Annotated in this window: 13 protein-coding genes and 1 pseudogene; 10 read left to right on the forward strand and 4 right to left on the reverse strand. The window is 54.4% G+C overall.

The window, feature by feature from the left end:
- Positions 1-279 carry a DUF1145 family protein gene (locus tag DA718_RS01895; RefSeq protein ID WP_110274894.1) on the reverse strand — a complete coding sequence of 93 codons (279 nt, stop codon included), beginning with the start codon at positions 277-279 and terminating at the stop codon, positions 1-3.
- The gene (gene rsmD, locus DA718_RS01900) at positions 269-865 is read right to left on the reverse strand and encodes a 16S rRNA (guanine(966)-N(2))-methyltransferase (protein WP_110274895.1); all 597 of its coding nucleotides are present in this window, start codon (positions 863-865) and stop codon (positions 269-271) included. Before rsmD ends, DA718_RS01895 begins: the two co-directional genes overlap by 11 nt.
- Before the next feature lie 193 nt (positions 866-1,058).
- Here rsmD and ftsY point away from each other — a divergent pair, with 193 nt between their 5' ends.
- The 4 genes from ftsY (at position 1,059) to rpoH (ending at position 5,460) form a co-directional block, all read left to right on the forward strand.
- Complete coding sequence (ftsY, locus tag DA718_RS01905) at positions 1,059-2,627, forward strand: signal recognition particle-docking protein FtsY (RefSeq protein ID WP_112214825.1); 1,569 nt, start codon at positions 1,059-1,061, stop codon at positions 2,625-2,627.
- A gap of 2 nt (positions 2,628-2,629) precedes the next feature.
- Positions 2,630-3,298: a cell division ATP-binding protein FtsE gene (ftsE, locus tag DA718_RS01910; protein ID WP_112214824.1), complete on the forward strand. Its 669-nt coding sequence runs from the start codon at positions 2,630-2,632 to the stop codon at positions 3,296-3,298.
- Positions 3,291-4,349, forward strand: coding sequence for a permease-like cell division protein FtsX (gene ftsX, locus DA718_RS01915; RefSeq protein ID WP_112214873.1), 1,059 nt, complete (start codon positions 3,291-3,293; stop codon positions 4,347-4,349). Before ftsE ends, ftsX begins: the two co-directional genes overlap by 8 nt.
- A gap of 256 nt (positions 4,350-4,605) precedes the next feature.
- Positions 4,606-5,460 carry an RNA polymerase sigma factor RpoH gene (gene rpoH, locus DA718_RS01920; RefSeq protein ID WP_004106554.1) on the forward strand — a complete coding sequence of 285 codons (855 nt, stop codon included), beginning with the start codon at positions 4,606-4,608 and terminating at the stop codon, positions 5,458-5,460.
- Positions 5,461-5,494: 34 nt separating this feature from the next.
- Here rpoH and pdxR read toward each other — a convergent pair.
- Positions 5,495-7,011, reverse strand: a pseudogene (gene pdxR / locus DA718_RS01925) (MocR-like pyridoxine biosynthesis transcription factor PdxR).
- Between the two features lie 118 nt (positions 7,012-7,129).
- Between pdxR and DA718_RS01930 the strand changes: the two are divergent.
- Together DA718_RS01930 and DA718_RS01935 are read left to right on the forward strand one after the other, a co-directional pair.
- Positions 7,130-8,395, forward strand: a complete 1,266-nt coding sequence (locus DA718_RS01930; RefSeq protein WP_112214822.1) for a 4-aminobutyrate--2-oxoglutarate transaminase — start codon at positions 7,130-7,132, stop codon at positions 8,393-8,395.
- Positions 8,396-8,713: 318 nt separating this feature from the next.
- A complete protein-coding gene (locus DA718_RS01935; RefSeq protein WP_112214821.1) occupies positions 8,714-9,817 on the forward strand; it encodes a branched-chain amino acid ABC transporter substrate-binding protein in 1,104 nt (367 codons plus the stop codon).
- A gap of 422 nt (positions 9,818-10,239) precedes the next feature.
- Here DA718_RS01935 and panM read toward each other — a convergent pair whose 3' ends face one another.
- On the reverse strand, positions 10,240-10,629 hold the full coding sequence (panM, locus tag DA718_RS01940) for an aspartate 1-decarboxylase autocleavage activator PanM (protein ID WP_112214819.1): 390 nt from the start codon (positions 10,627-10,629) through the stop codon (positions 10,240-10,242).
- Positions 10,630-11,050: 421 nt separating this feature from the next.
- On the opposite strand from panM, the gene livK reads away from it, so the two are divergent.
- The 4 genes from livK to livG are packed head-to-tail and all read left to right on the forward strand — an operon-like array spanning position 11,051 to position 15,182.
- A complete protein-coding gene (gene livK / locus DA718_RS01950; protein WP_112214817.1) occupies positions 11,051-12,160 on the forward strand; it encodes a high-affinity branched-chain amino acid ABC transporter substrate-binding protein LivK in 1,110 nt (369 codons plus the stop codon).
- Positions 12,161-12,217: 57 nt separating this feature from the next.
- Positions 12,218-13,144, forward strand: a complete 927-nt coding sequence (livH, locus tag DA718_RS01955; RefSeq protein WP_110274905.1) for a high-affinity branched-chain amino acid ABC transporter permease LivH — start codon at positions 12,218-12,220, stop codon at positions 13,142-13,144.
- On the forward strand, positions 13,141-14,418 hold the full coding sequence (gene livM / locus DA718_RS01960; RefSeq protein WP_112214816.1) for a branched chain amino acid ABC transporter permease LivM: 1,278 nt from the start codon (positions 13,141-13,143) through the stop codon (positions 14,416-14,418). Before livH ends, livM begins: the two co-directional genes overlap by 4 nt.
- The gene (gene livG / locus DA718_RS01965; RefSeq protein WP_112214815.1) at positions 14,415-15,182 is read left to right on the forward strand and encodes a high-affinity branched-chain amino acid ABC transporter ATP-binding protein LivG; all 768 of its coding nucleotides are present in this window, start codon (positions 14,415-14,417) and stop codon (positions 15,180-15,182) included. Before livM ends, livG begins: the two co-directional genes overlap by 4 nt.
- The last annotated feature ends 11 nt before the right edge of the window (positions 15,183-15,193 follow it).

Genomic DNA, 15,193 nt, shown 5'->3' on the forward strand with positions numbered 1-15,193 from the left:
CTACTTCTTCTTCAGGGTCGCCTTGAGCTTCTTTTGCCAGGCGACCAGTTCGAACACGCCGAAGACGAAAATCCGAACCTGCTCGAAGCGCCCCAGCGGCGGCATCTCTTTCGTCTGCGTCGCCTTCAGCAGCGTCAACTGCAGACCGTGCATCAGGATCATAAAGATCAGCGCCACGTTAACGAAGATGTTCAGCGGCTTTGGGAACGGTTGAAACAGATTCAGTAATAGAAACGCCCACACGCACAGCATCAGCAAGCGGCCAAAATTAATCAGCATGGTTTTCTCCCTGGACCTCATGTTGGTAAAGGCGGTAGGCGACCTGTCCGGCCACTTTCTCTCGGTACAGATGCCAGCTTGCAGGCACCGGCGGTAAGCCGTTTTCGACTTCACTCTCTATGTAGATTAGCGCTTCATCGTTAAGCCAGCCGTTGCTTTCCAGCAATTTCAGCGTCTCTTCGAGTAGCCCTTTACGGAAAGGGGGATCGACAAACACGATATCGTGCGGCGTGCCTGTCTGAGCAAGAAACGCCAGGGTGTTGGTATTGACCACTTTGCCGTTGCTGGCCTTCAGCGTAGCCAGATTTTTTTGCAACTGCTGGGCGACGCCGCGTTCCATTTCCAGCAGCGTGGCGTTCGCCGCGTAGCGGGAGAGGGCTTCAAGGCCCAGCGCGCCGCTGCCGGCGAAGCAGTCGAGGCATTTTGCATCGACGATGGTGGGTGATAGCCAGTTAAAAAGCGTTTCGCGAACCCGGTCGGTTGTCGGGCGCAGACCCGGGCTCTCCGGCACCGGTAATTTGCGGCCTCGCCATTGCCCGCCGATAATGCGGATCTGGCCGCTGCCTGCGTGGTTTGGTTTCTTCATCTCTTTGCTCAAGTCTCAACTTCCGGGCTGCTATTCTAACGATCGATAGCGGTTGACGAAACCTTAATCCGGGGGCGGTGATGCGAGTTAAGTTAAGTGGTAGACTATCCGACTAATTTCATCATTTTTTCAGCTTCCGCGACAGATATGCCGAAGCTGTGCCATGAACAAACAGCGAGGAGTGTAGTCGCAAATGGCGAAAGACAAGAAACGTGGCTTCTTTTCCTGGCTGGGCTTTGGACAAAAAGAGCAGGAGCAGGGAACAGAAACAGAACAAAAAGTAGAGGCTCAGCAAGAGGTTGAAGAGCAATCTCCGGCGACTGAATCGCCAGTGGAAGCGGTTGTTACGCCTGAAACGATTGAAGCGCCTGTTGCGGAAAAAGGAGATGCAGAAGCCTTCGCTGCCGAGATCGTTGAGGTAACCGAGCAGGTTGTGGAAAACGAGCAACCGCAGGCGGTCATTGAAGCTCCGGTTGCTGAAGAAAATATCGTCCCGCCGGTCGCTTATCAGCCTGAAGTTGTGGTTGAAGAGATTGCGGAACAGCCTGTACCTGAAGAGGCCGTTGCCGAGCCACTGATTGAAGAGGTCATCGCCGAACCGGTTGTTGCTGAAGCCGTGGCTGAAAATATACCGGAAGAAGTGAGTGCCGAACCGGAAGCTGTGGTCGTTGAAGAAACTGAAGAGACTATCGTTGAAGAAGCGGTAGACGACGCGGAGCCGGAAATTTCTGACGAAGAGCTGGAAGCGCAGGCCCTGGCTGCAGCGGATGCGGCAGAAAATGCCATTGATGTGGTGCCGGACGAAGAGGTTGTCGCGCCGTTAGAGCAGGAAAAACCGACCAAAGAAGGTTTCTTCGCCCGCCTCAAACGTAGTCTGGTAAAAACCAAACAGAACCTCGGTTCCGGATTTATCAGCTTGTTCCGCGGCAAGAAAATCGACGATGATCTGTTTGAAGAGCTGGAAGAGCAACTGCTGATTGCCGATGTTGGCGTGGAGACCACCCGTAAGATCATCGCTAATCTTACCGAAGGTGCCAGCCGTAAACAGCTTCGCGACGCGGAAGCGCTATATGGCCTGCTGAAAGAAGAGATGGGCGATATTCTTGCTAAAGTGGATGAGCCGCTAAACGTTGAAGGCAAAACACCATTTGTTATTCTGATGGTCGGCGTCAATGGCGTCGGTAAAACCACCACCATCGGCAAGCTGGCGCGTCAGTTCGAGCAGCAGGGTAAATCGGTGATGCTAGCGGCAGGGGATACCTTCCGTGCGGCAGCCGTTGAACAGCTCCAGGTTTGGGGTCAGCGTAACAATATTCCAGTGATTGCACAGCACACTGGTGCGGACTCAGCATCGGTTATTTTCGATGCCATCCAGGCGGCGAAGGCGCGTAATGTTGACGTCCTGATTGCCGATACCGCAGGCCGCCTGCAGAATAAATCGCACCTGATGGAAGAACTGAAGAAGATTGTCCGCGTCATGAAAAAACTGGATGTCGATGCGCCGCATGAAGTCATGCTGACGATTGACGCCAGCACCGGGCAGAACGCGATTAGCCAGGCCAAGCTGTTCCATGAAGCGGTTGGACTGACCGGTATCACCTTGACTAAGCTGGATGGTACCGCCAAAGGCGGGGTTATCTTCTCGGTTGCTGACCAGTTCAGTATTCCAATTCGCTATATCGGTGTTGGCGAACGTATTGAAGATCTGCGTCCGTTTAATGCGGGCGACTTTATTGAGGCACTTTTTGCCCGAGAGGATTAAAAATGATTCGCTTTGAACAAGTCAGCAAAGCCTATCTCGGTGGGAGACAAGCGCTGCAGGGGGTGACTTTCCACCTGCAGTCAGGCGAGATGGCGTTTCTGACAGGCCATTCCGGCGCGGGGAAAAGTACCCTGCTGAAGCTTATCTGCGGTATTGAACGGCCCAGCGCCGGGAAAATCTTATTTGGCGGCCACGATATTAGCCGTCTCAAAAGCCGTGAGGTGCCGTTTTTACGCCGCCAAATCGGTATGATTTTCCAGGATCACCACCTGCTGATGGATCGCACCGTATTTGATAACGTGGCGATTCCGCTGATCATTGCGGGTGCCAGCGGCGATGATATTCGTCGTCGCGTATCGGCAGCGCTGGATAAAGTGGGCCTGCTGGACAAAGCGAAAAACCTTCCCATTCAGCTTTCGGGTGGTGAGCAGCAGCGTGTGGGTATTGCCCGCGCGGTGGTGAACAAACCGGCGGTGCTTTTGGCGGATGAACCGACAGGTAACCTCGACGAAGCGCTGTCGGAAGGGATTTTACGTTTGTTTGAAGAGTTTAACCGCGTTGGGGTGACGGTTCTGATGGCAACGCATGCCCTGGGGCTTATCTCCAGCCGTCCGTACCGCGTCCTGTCCCTCAGCGACGGGCATATGCATGGAGGCCGCATCGGTGAATAAACGCGAGGCAATGAACCACATTCGCCGGTTCGGTAATCGATTCGATCGTTTTCGCAACACGACGGGCGCAGGCGGTAGCGGCGGGCGCAATTCGTCAAAACGGCCAAAAGCGGCACCGAATCCGGCTTCCCGTAAGAGTAACGTGTTTAATGAACAGGTGCGCTACGCCTGGAACGGTGCGCTTCAGGATCTGAAAAGCACACCGCTGGCGACTTTTCTGACGGTAATGGTGATCGCCATTTCACTGACGCTACCGAGCGTGTGCTACATGGTGTACAAAAACGTCAGCACCGCCGCGACGCAGTATTATCCGACGCCGCAAATTACCGTCTATCTGGAAAAAACGCTGGATGACGATGCTGCCGCCCGGGTCGTTGGTCAGCTACAGGCCGAGCAGGGCGTAGAAAAGGTAAACTACCTGTCGCGCGATGAAGCCCTTGGCGAGTTCCGCAACTGGTCAGGTTTTGGCGGCGCGCTGGATATGCTGGAAGAAAACCCGCTGCCGGCGGTCGCGATTGTGGTGCCGAAGATTGATTTCCAGAGCGTTGAGGCGCTGAACACGCTGCGCGATCGTGTGAGTCATGTGCAGGGCGTTGATGAAGTACGAATGGATGACAGCTGGTTTGCGCGCCTCTCGTCGTTGACCGGGCTGGTTGGGCGCGTTTCGGCGATGATTGGCGTGTTGATGATCGCGGCGGTATTCCTGGTTATCGGCAACAGCGTGCGTTTAAGCATCTTTGCCCGTCGCGATACCATCAACGTGCAGAAACTTATTGGCGCGACCGATGGCTTTATTCTGCGTCCGTTCCTGTACGGCGGCGCGCTGTTAGGTTTCTCCGGCGCATTTTTGTCGCTGATTCTGTCAGAAATTATGGTGATGCGGCTGTCGTCGGCGGTCACCGAAGTGGCGAAAGTGTTTGGTACTCAGTTCGAACTGAGTGGTTTAGGCTTCGATGAATGCCTGTTGATGCTGCTGGTTTGTTCGATGATTGGCTGGGTTGCGGCTTGGCTGGCAACCGTTCAACATTTACGTCACTTTACTCCCGAGTAATAAAAATCTGGTATAATCTTTCCCTGCACTGAATGTCTCTCTGCAGGGAAAGAGTCCCTGTTGGCTCTCCCCTTTAGTTCATCTCCATGTCACATTTTGTGCGTAATCTATTCACATCATTGCATGGAACTTGTGGATAAAATCACTGTCTGATACTAATGTGAGTGATATTCTCGTTGCTCATCAATGCTGGCATGTTTGTTGCTCCGTTGTGAGGACAGAATGATGTCAGAAGATATCGATTGAGAGGATTTGAATGACCAAAGATATGCAAACTTTAGCCTTAGCCCCCGTTGGTAACCTGGAATCCTATATCCGGGCTGCGAACACTTGGCCGATGTTATCGGCTGATGAAGAGCGGGAGCTTGCTGAAAAGCTGCATTACCAGGGCGATCTGGAAGCAGCGAAAAAGCTGATCCTGTCTCACCTGCGCTTTGTTGTTCATATTGCTCGTAACTACTCGGGCTATGGCCTGCCGCAGGCGGATCTGATTCAGGAAGGTAACATCGGCCTGATGAAAGCCGTGCGCCGTTTTAACCCGGAAGTGGGCGTGCGCCTGGTTTCCTTCGCCGTGCACTGGATCAAAGCGGAAATTCACGAATACGTGCTGCGTAACTGGCGTATCGTGAAGGTCGCGACCACTAAAGCGCAGCGTAAGCTGTTCTTTAACCTGCGTAAAACCAAGCAGCGTCTGGGCTGGTTCAACCAGGATGAAGTGGAAATGGTTGCCCGCGAGCTGGGCGTGTCGAGCAAAGACGTGCGTGAGATGGAGTCACGTATGGCAGCGCAGGACATGACCTTCGATATGTCGTCAGATGATGAGTCCGATAGCCAGCCGATGGCACCAGTGCTCTATCTGCAGGATAAAACGTCTAACTTTGCCGACGGCATTGAAGACGATAACTGGGAAGAGCAGGCGGCGAATAAGCTGACTGACGCGATGCAGGGTCTCGACGAGCGCAGCCAGGATATCATCCGCGCCCGCTGGCTGGACGAAGATAACAAGTCCACGCTGCAGGAGCTGGCAGATCGCTACGGCGTTTCGGCCGAACGTGTGCGTCAGCTTGAAAAGAATGCCATGAAAAAGCTGCGCGCTGCTATCGAAGCCTAATCTGAGCGTCAGCTTCTCCCGATAACGCCCCACATTACGTTGGGGCGTTTTGTTTTTTCAGCTCCCAACCAGCGCCTGTGGGCAGTGCATTTGCAGGCACTCGAGCAGGATTTTGAACGCGGCTTCCATCTGCGTTTCAGGCTGGGAGGCAAAACCCATTAACAATCCTTTCTTACGCTGCGCCGTCAGATAATAGCGCGACAGCGGGCGCACTAAAATATTGCGCGCGTTGGCATCCCGGGCAATGGCGACGTCATCCGCCTCATCCGGCAGATTCAGAATCAGATGCAGTCCGGCATTATCACTAAAATCCGACAGCGTGTGTGGGCTGCAGTGACGCTGAATAAGCTCGGTCAAAAAGATGCGACGGCGGCTGTACAGCAGGCGCATGCGGCGAATATGCGCCGAATAATGTCCGGCGTTGATAAATTCTGCCAGCGCCAGCTGGATCAGCGAGTGACCACCGCGATAAAGTTCGGCATGGGCATTTTTGAGTTCAGCCGCCAGTGGTCGTGGAAGCACCACATAGCCCAGCCGAAGCCCCGGATAGAGCGTCTTACTAAACGTGCCGACGTAGACCACTGGTGCTTCGGGGGCCAGGCCCTGAAGAGCCGGTATCGGCTGACCGGAAAAGCGAAACTCGCTGTCGTAGTCATCCTCCACAATCCAGCTTCCGTGCTGATGAGCCAGCGCCAGCAGCCGCTGTCGGCGCTCAAGGCTCATTACCGCGCCCAGCGGATACTGATGGGATGGCGTGACGAAGATAAGCCTTGGCGCTTCGGCGATGGTGTCGGGCGGACACAGGCCATTGGCATCAACGGTAATCGGTTCTGCTCGTACTTCATTCATCGCCAGCACGTGTCGAATACCCCAATAAGACGGTTCTTCGACCCAGGTAAGATCCCCGTTGTCGCACAGCATACGGGTGACCAGGTCGATGGCCTGGTGGATCCCTTCAGTAATAAGAATCTGATCTGCCTGACACTGCACGCCGCGCGCTACTCTTAAGTAGTCCACCAGCGCATGTTGCAGTTCGGGCGTGCCGCCATTGCAGCTATAGCTAAGTTGTTCCGGTTTCGGGCGGCGGCTGATGCGCGCCTGAATTTTACTAAACAGCGGGTGGGGGAAGGCGTTGACGTCCGGAACGCCAGGGATAAAAGCTCCCCACTGACGAGGGCTGGCGCTAACGTGATTCAGTAGATGCTGACCACGTCGGGAGATATGCGCTGTTGTCGCAGGCATGGCGCTGTTTTCATTGGCGCTGCTTGCGGAAGGGAACATATCAGGCAGCGTTTTTGCCACAAACGTCCCGCTACCGCGGCGGGAAACGACATATCCCTCAGCAAGTAGTTGTTCGTAAACTGTTAGAATTGTGTTGCGTGATATTCGTAATTCCCCGGCCAGATCTCGTGAGGGGGGCAGGCGGCTATGGGGCGGCAGAGAACCGTCCAGAATTGAGCGACGAATCGCCTTATAAAGACGTTTATGCAGGAGTGGGTCTGCTTCTTCCTGCAATCTGACCAGTACCAGGTCTGCGACGAGCGAGCGCAATTGGATCCCTCAGATAATCTGAATTGGTACTCGATTGTAGAGCCAAATCCTGTGTAAATAAACGACATAGTTTCGAATTTGTTGCGATAGAGTGACATACATGACAGGAGATTCTCGGGTGAAAAGTTCAGAACTGAATCAGCGTCGCCAGCAGGCGACTCCGCGCGGCGTAGGGGTAATGTGCAGCTACTTTGTTGAGAAAGCAGAGAACGCTACGTTGTGGGATCTTGAAGGCAATGAGGTGATTGATTTCGCCGCCGGTATTGCGGTGCTGAACACCGGGCATCGTCATCCAAAAGTGGTTGCCGCAGTTGAACAGCAACTACAGGCATTTACCCATACCGCTTATCAGATTGTCCCATATGAGAGCTATGTCACCCTGGCTGAACGCATTAACGACCTGGCGCCGATTGATGGCCCGGCGAAAACTGCGTTCTTTACCACTGGAGCAGAAGCGGTTGAAAATGCGGTGAAGATTGCTCGCGCTTATACCCGACGTCCGGGTTTGATCACCTTTGGCGGCGGTTTCCACGGCCGTACCTTTATGACCATGGCGCTGACCGGCAAAGTGGCTCCCTATAAGATTGGCTTTGGCCCGTTCCCGGGCTCGGTCTATCACGCCGTCTACCCAAACGCCGCTCACGGTATTACTACCGCCGACGCGATGAAAAGCCTTGAGCGCATTTTCAAAGCCGATATTGCAGCAGACCAGGTCGCGGCGATTGTGCTGGAGCCGATTCAGGGCGAAGGCGGCTTTAACGTTGCACCGTCTGATTTTATGCAGGCTCTGCGCGCGCTGTGCGATACCCACGGCATTTTGCTGATTGCCGATGAAGTACAAACCGGCTTTGCGCGTACCGGCAAACTCTTTGCGATGCAGCATTATGATGTGAAGCCGGACCTGATGACGATGGCTAAAAGCCTCGCCGGTGGCTTCCCGCTTTCCGGCGTAGTTGGTCGCGCCGAGGTGATGGATGCGCCAGCGCCGGGCGGCCTCGGTGGCACCTATGCCGGTAACCCTCTGGCAGTTGCGGCGGCGCACGCGGTACTTGATGTCATTGAAGAAGAGCAGCTGTGTCAGCGTGCTGAACAGCTGGGCGGCCACCTGAAAGAGGTGCTAAATCAGGCGCGTCAGAACTGCCCGGCCATTGCTGACGTTCGCGGACAGGGTTCGATGGTGGCAGTAGAATTTAACGATCCGCAAACCGGTGAACCGTCGGCGGAAATCACCCGCCAGATCCAGCAAAAAGCCCAGGAAAATGGCCTGCTGCTGCTGAGCTGTGGCGTTTACGGCAACGTGATTCGCTTCCTCTATCCGCTCACTATTCCGGATGCGCAGTTTACTAAGGCGCTGGATATTCTGGCCCGCATCCTGAAGAACTGATTCCCTCCGTCTGCGGTGGTTGATGCTGCCGCAGACTCATTATCCACAAGCGTTATATACATCCAGTCTATCGTTTAGTCCGTGACGTTTTCTTTTGGCGCAGATTTTTATTTGTCACTTATCTGTTACATACCCCGCAATTTTATCGTTTCCAATTCTCCTGAATGACGGTATGTTTAGCATAGTGTGCTGCAAAAGCGCAGGCGGCAGACCCTAATCTAACTATCATATGCTTTTCTTATGTGTCAAATTAGAATAATGCGCTAATAAACAACATCACAACAAATGCAAAAAACCATAATAATGGGGAGCCTCAGGATGAATATGAAGGGTAAAGCGTTACTGGCAGGATGTATTGCCTTAATTATGAGTAGTGCGGCAATGGCTGAAGACATTAAAGTGGCCGTCGTTGGCGCGATGTCTGGCCCGGTAGCGCAGTATGGCGACCAGGAGTTTACTGGGGCAGAGCAGGCCATTGCTGATATCAACGCCAAAGGCGGTATCAAAGGCAATAAGCTGCAGATGGTAAAATACGACGACGCCTGTGATCCGAAACAAGCGGTTGCTGTCGCAAACAAAGTCATTAACGACGGCATCAAGTACGTTATTGGTCACCTGTGCTCTTCTTCCACTCAGCCGGCGTCTGATATCTATGAAGATGAAGGCGTGCTGATGATCACTCCAGCGGCAACCGCACCGGAACTGACTGCTCGCGGCTATCACCTGATTCTGCGTACCACCGGTCTTGACTCTGACCAGGGGCCGACCGCCGCAAAATATATTCTGGACCAGGTGAAGCCGCAGCGTATCGCGATTGTTCATGATAAGCAGCAATATGGCGAGGGCCTGGCGCGTGCGGTGCAGGACAACCTGAAGAAAGGCGGCGCTAACGTGGTGTTCTTTGACGGCATCACCGCTGGTGAGAAAGATTTCTCCACCCTGGTTGCGCGTCTGAAGAAAGAGAATATCGACTTCGTTTACTACGGCGGTTACCACCCGGAGATGGGGCAGATCCTGCGCCAGTCCCGCGCCGCTGGCCTGAAAACCCAGTTTATGGGTCCAGAAGGGGTAGCGAACGTTTCGCTGTCTAACATCGCAGGCGCTTCTGCGGAAGGTATGCTGGTGACTAAGCCGAAGAACTATGATCAGGTTCCGGCGAACAAACCGATCGTCGACGCTATCAAAGCGAAGAAACAAGATCCGAGCGGCGCGTTTGTGTGGACCACCTATGCCGCGCTGCAATCTCTGGAAGCGGGCCTGAATCAGTCTGAAGATCCGGCGGAAATCGCTAAGTATCTGAAGGGTGCGACGGTCGAAACCGTTATGGGGCCGCTCTCCTGGAACGAGAAGGGCGATCTGAAAGGCTTCGAGTTCGGCGTGTTTACTTGGCATGCTAACGGTACTGCGACCGACGCCAAATAAATTTAACCTGCGCCTTTCGCGCCGCAGATGTGTTGGCTGCGTCCCTCAACCCCGGTCACTTACTGATGTAAGCTTCCGGGGATTTCGGTTCTTGCCGCCTTTCTGCAACGTGAAATTCTTGGTTAAATGATGAGGCCTTTCGCGCCGCAGGTGCGTTGGCCGCGCCCCTCAACCCCGGTCACTTACTGATGTAAGCTTCCGGGGATTTCGGTTCTTGCCGCCTTTCTGCAATGCGAAATTCTTAGTTAAATCAGTGGCTCCTTGCGTCTTCGTATAGATGAGGGCAAAGGTAGAAGCAAAAAGGCAACGTAAGTTGCCTTTTTTAGTGTTTGCTCCCTCTTCCGTGGGAGAGGGTTGGGGTGAGGGCATCAGGCGGCTCCAGACCACATATCCCCGGAGGCGGCGCGTTGCGCCTGTCCGGGCTACTTGCAGTGTTTTTCCCAACCGCCCGTCTGCGCGCTAAACTCCAGCGCCTGCATAAACGCCGCCATCACGCCGCGGTCTTCCACGCCAGCATCCTCTACCCGCCAGCAGCTGATTTCTGGGTTATCCCGCAAGACTTCCTCGACTAAATATTGCCCGACGCCGCGACGGCGGGTCACTTCACGCACGCACAGTGCGCTTAGCTCGCCCGCGACGCCGCTCAGCGTCACGCGAACCGCTCCCAGCAGGCGCTCGTTAAAACGGGCGGCATAAATACGCTGGCGATCATCTAAGGTTAATGCCGCCAGATCCTGCGATGGCCAGATTTTCGCTAAGTCGATGCGGTCCTGATCGCTGAAGTGTTGTAAACGAATAATGGTCAGTTTCATGCGCGGTGAGTCCAGTCAAAACGGATGCCTCAGTGTATCCAAATTCACTGTCAGGCGGAGTGCTGTTTTTTGCGCATTCATCAGGTGATTCGTTTTCCTGGATGGAGCAGGGTAGCGCAATTCATCATGGATCGAAAAATAAGCAGAATTTTAACCTAATATGTAGCGTTTTATTCCGCCTTATGTATCGTTATTTTATGCTGTTTACTGGACTTTTTTTGTTTATCTTCCATCGAATACAGAATATTATCTTTGCTTAATCGCCTGAAAAATAGAGATTTTAATCTGGATTCAGGCAAAAAACTGCGCTAAACCATTAAAGATAATGGTAAAAGTAGCGTTGTTTAATAAAAGCACAGAATGCTTTTTAACCATAAAAATACAAAATATTTACATCACATCACGAACGGGGTTCTGCAGCATGAAAAGGAACGCGAAAACAATTATCGCGGGATTCGTCGCACTGGCGATGTCCCATGCGGTAATGGCCAAGGATATTAAAGTCGCTGTTGTTGGCGCGATGTCTGGCCCGGTAGCCCAGTGGGGCGATATGGAATTCAACGGCGCGCGTCAGGCGATTAAAGATATTAATGCCCAGGGCGGCATCAAGGGCGATAAGCTGGTTGGCGTGGAATATGACGACGCTTGCGACCCGAAACAGGCCGTTGCGGTTGCCAACAAAATCATAAACGACGGCATCCAGTATGTTATCGGCCACCTCTGCTCTTCTTCCACTCAACCCGCATCAGATATCTATGAAGACGAGGGTGTTCTGATGATCTCTCCGGGGGCGACCAACCCGGAACTGACTCAGCGCGGCTACCAGTACATTATGCGTACCGCGGGTCTGGACTCTTCTCAGGGGCCGACCGCTGCTAAATACATCATGGAAAATGTCAAGCCGCAGCGAATTGCTATCATTCATGATAAGCAGCAATACGGTGAAGGCCTGGCGCGTTCTGTCCAGGATAGCCTGAAAAAAGGCGGGGCGAATATCGTCTTCTTTGACGGTATTACTGCCGGTGAAAAAGACTTCTCCGCGCTGCTGGCACGCCTGAAGAAAGAGAATATCGACTTCGTTTACTACGGCGGTTACTACCCGGAAATGGGCCAGATGCTGCGCCAGGCGCGTTCCGTGGGCCTGAAAACCGTGTTTATGGGGCCGGAAGGCGTAGGTAACGCGTCGCTGTCCAACATCGCGGGCGATGCGGCGGAAGGCATGCTGGTCACGATGCCAAAACGCTATGACCAGGATCCGGCGAACAGCGCTATCGTTGACGCGCTCAAAGCTGAGAAGAAAGATCCAAGCGGTCCGTATGTCTGGATCACCTACGCCGCTGTGCAGTCTCTGGCGCAGGCGATGGACAGAGCCAGCAGCCAGGAGCCGCTGGATTTAATCAAAGATCTGAAAGCTCACGGTGCGAAAACCGTGATTGGGCCGCTGAATTGGGACGAAAAAGGCGATTTGAAGGGATTTGAGTTTGGTGTCTTCCAGTGGCATGCGGACGGGTCATCCACCCTCGCGAAATAAGCCATAAGACAAGTTATCCCACCGCCCGCGCGTCGGGCGGTAGAAAAAGGTTACCTTATGTCCGAGCAGTTTCTCTATTTTCTGCAGCAGATGTTTAACGGCGTCACGCTGGGCAGTACCTACGCGCTGATCGCCATCGGCTATACCATGGTGTACGGCATTATCGGCATGATTAACTTCGCCCACGGCGAGGTTTACATGATTGGCAGCTATGTCTCCTTCATGATCATTGCCGCCCTGATGATGATGGGCATTGATACCAGCTGGCTGCTGGTCGCTGCCGGATTTGTGGGGGCGATTGTGATTGCCAGCGCCTACGGGTGGAGTATCGAACGCGTGGCCTATCGGCCTGTACGCAGCTCCAAGCGCCTGATTGCGCTGATCTCTGCCATCGGGATGTCCATTTTCCTGCAAAACTACGTCAGCCTGACGGAAGGTTCGCGCGATGTCGCGCTGCCGAGTCTGTTTAACGGCCAGTGGACGGTAGGCAGCAGCGAAAACTTCTCTGCTACCATCACCACCATGCAGGCCGTTATCTGGGTCGTAACCTTTATCGCCATGTTGGCGCTGACGGTGTTTATCCGCTATTCCCGCATGGGCCGCGCCTGTCGCGCCTGCGCTGAAGACCTCAAAATGGCCAGCCTGCTGGGGATTAACACTGACCGCGTGATCGCGCTGACCTTTGTGATCGGCGCTGCAATGGCGGCGGTCGCGGGTGTGTTGCTCGGTCAGTTCTATGGCGTTATCAACCCCTATATCGGCTTTATGGCCGGGATGAAAGCCTTTACCGCTGCGGTTCTGGGTGGCATCGGCAGTATTCCAGGCGCGATGATTGGCGGTCTGATTTTGGGTATCGCTGAAGCGCTTTCCTCTGCCTATCTCAGCACGGAATATAAAGATGTCGTCTCCTTTGCCCTGCTGATTGTGGTGCTGCTGGTGATGCCGACCGGCATTCTGGGCCGCCCGGAGGTAGAGAAAGTATGAAACCGATGCATTTTGCGATGGCGCTGCTGTCTGCGGTGATGTTCTTTATTCTGGCAGGCGTCTTTATGGGCGTTCAGCTGGAGCTGGACGGCACCAAGCTAGTGGTGGATACCGCCGCTGACATCCGTTGGCAGTGGATTTTTATCGGCACCGCGGTCGTCTTCCTCTTCCAGTTACTGCGTCCTGTTTTTCAGAAAACCATGAAAAACGTCTCCGGACCGAAGTTTATTCTGCCAGCTATCGATGGTTCGACGGTTAAACAGAAGCTGTTCCTGATTGCTCTGCTGGTTATCGCCGTGGCGTGGCCGTTCATGGTGTCGCGCGGGACGGTGGATATCGCCACGTTGACGATGATCTATATCATCCTCGGCCTGGGTCTTAACGTGGTAGTGGGGCTTTCCGGCCTGCTGGTATTGGGCTACGGTGGTTTCTATGCCATCGGCGCTTACACCTTCGCACTGCTGAATCACTATTACGGCCTGGGGTTCTGGACCTGCCTGCCATTGGCGGGGCTGGTCTCAGCGGCTGCGGGCTTCCTGCTAGGCTTCCCGGTACTGCGCCTGCGCGGTGACTATCTGGCGATTGTGACCCTCGGCTTCGGTGAAATCGTGCGTATCCTGTTGCTCAACAACACCGAAATAACCGGCGGTCCGAACGGTATCAGCCAGATCCCCAAACCGACCCTCTTCGGTCTTGAATTTAGCCGCAGCGCCCGCGAAGGCGGCTGGGATACTTTCAGCAACTTCTTTAACGTGAAGTACGACCCGTCCGATCGCGTGATTTTTCTCTACCTGGTCGCTCTGCTGCTGGTGGTGCTGAGCCTGTTCGTGATTAACCGCCTGCTGCGTATGCCGTTGGGCCGCGCGTGGGAAGCGCTGCGTGAAGATGAGATAGCCTGCCGCTCACTGGGCCTCAGTCCGACGCGTATCAAGCTGACTGCTTTTACCATTAGCGCCGCGTTTGCTGGTTTTGCCGGAACGCTGTTCGCTGCCCGTCAGGGCTTCGTCAGCCCGGAATCCTTTACCTTCGCCGAATCTGCCTTTGTGCTGGCGATTGTGGTGCTGGGCGGGATGGGCTCGCAGTTTGCGGTTATCCTGGCGGCAGTTCTGTTGGTGGTCTCGCGCGAGCTGATGCGTGATTTCAATGAGTACAGCATGTTGATGCTGGGTGCGTTAATGGTACTGATGATGATCTGGCGTCCGCAGGGCCTTCTGCCGATGACCCGTCCGCAGCTGAAGCTGAAAAACGGTCAAGCGAAAGGAGAGCAGGCATGAGTCAGCCATTATTATCCGTAAACGGCCTGATGATGCGTTTTGGCGGCCTGCTGGCGGTCAACAACGTGTCGCTGGAACTGCGCGAGCAGGAAATTGTGTCGCTTATCGGCCCTAACGGTGCCGGCAAAACGACGGTATTTAACTGCCTGACCGGTTTCTATAAACCGACCGGCGGTAGCATTATGCTGCGCGACCAGCATCTCGAAGGGTTGCCGGGCCAGCAGATTGCCCGTATGGGCGTGGTGCGTACTTTCCAGCACGTGCGCCTGTTCCGCGAAATGACGGTGATTGAAAACCTGCTGGTGGCACAGCATCAGCAACTGAAAACCGGCGTCTTCTCTGGCCTGCTGAAAACGCCATCTTTCCGTCGTGCGCAGAGCGAAGCGCTCGATCGCGCCGCCACCTGGCTTGAACGCATCGGCCTGCTTGAGCACGCCAACCGTCAGGCCAGCAACCTGGCCTATGGCGACCAGCGTCGTCTGGAGATCGCCCGCTGTATGGTGACCCAGCCGGAAATCCTGATGCTTGACGAACCGGCGGCAGGGCTGAACCCGAAAGAGACCAAAGAGCTGGACGAACTGATTGTCGAGCTGCGCAGCCATCACAACACCACTATCCTGCTGATTGAGCACGATATGAAGCTGGTGATGGGCATTTCCGATCGTATTTACGTGGTAAACCAGGGCACGCCGCTGGCCAACGGTACGCCGGAAGAGATCCGCAATAACCCGGACGTGATCCGCGCCTATTTAGGTGAAGCATAATGGTGGTGACG

This window comes from Klebsiella huaxiensis, from assembly GCF_003261575.2.
GTDB lineage: Bacteria > Pseudomonadota > Gammaproteobacteria > Enterobacterales > Enterobacteriaceae > Klebsiella > Klebsiella huaxiensis.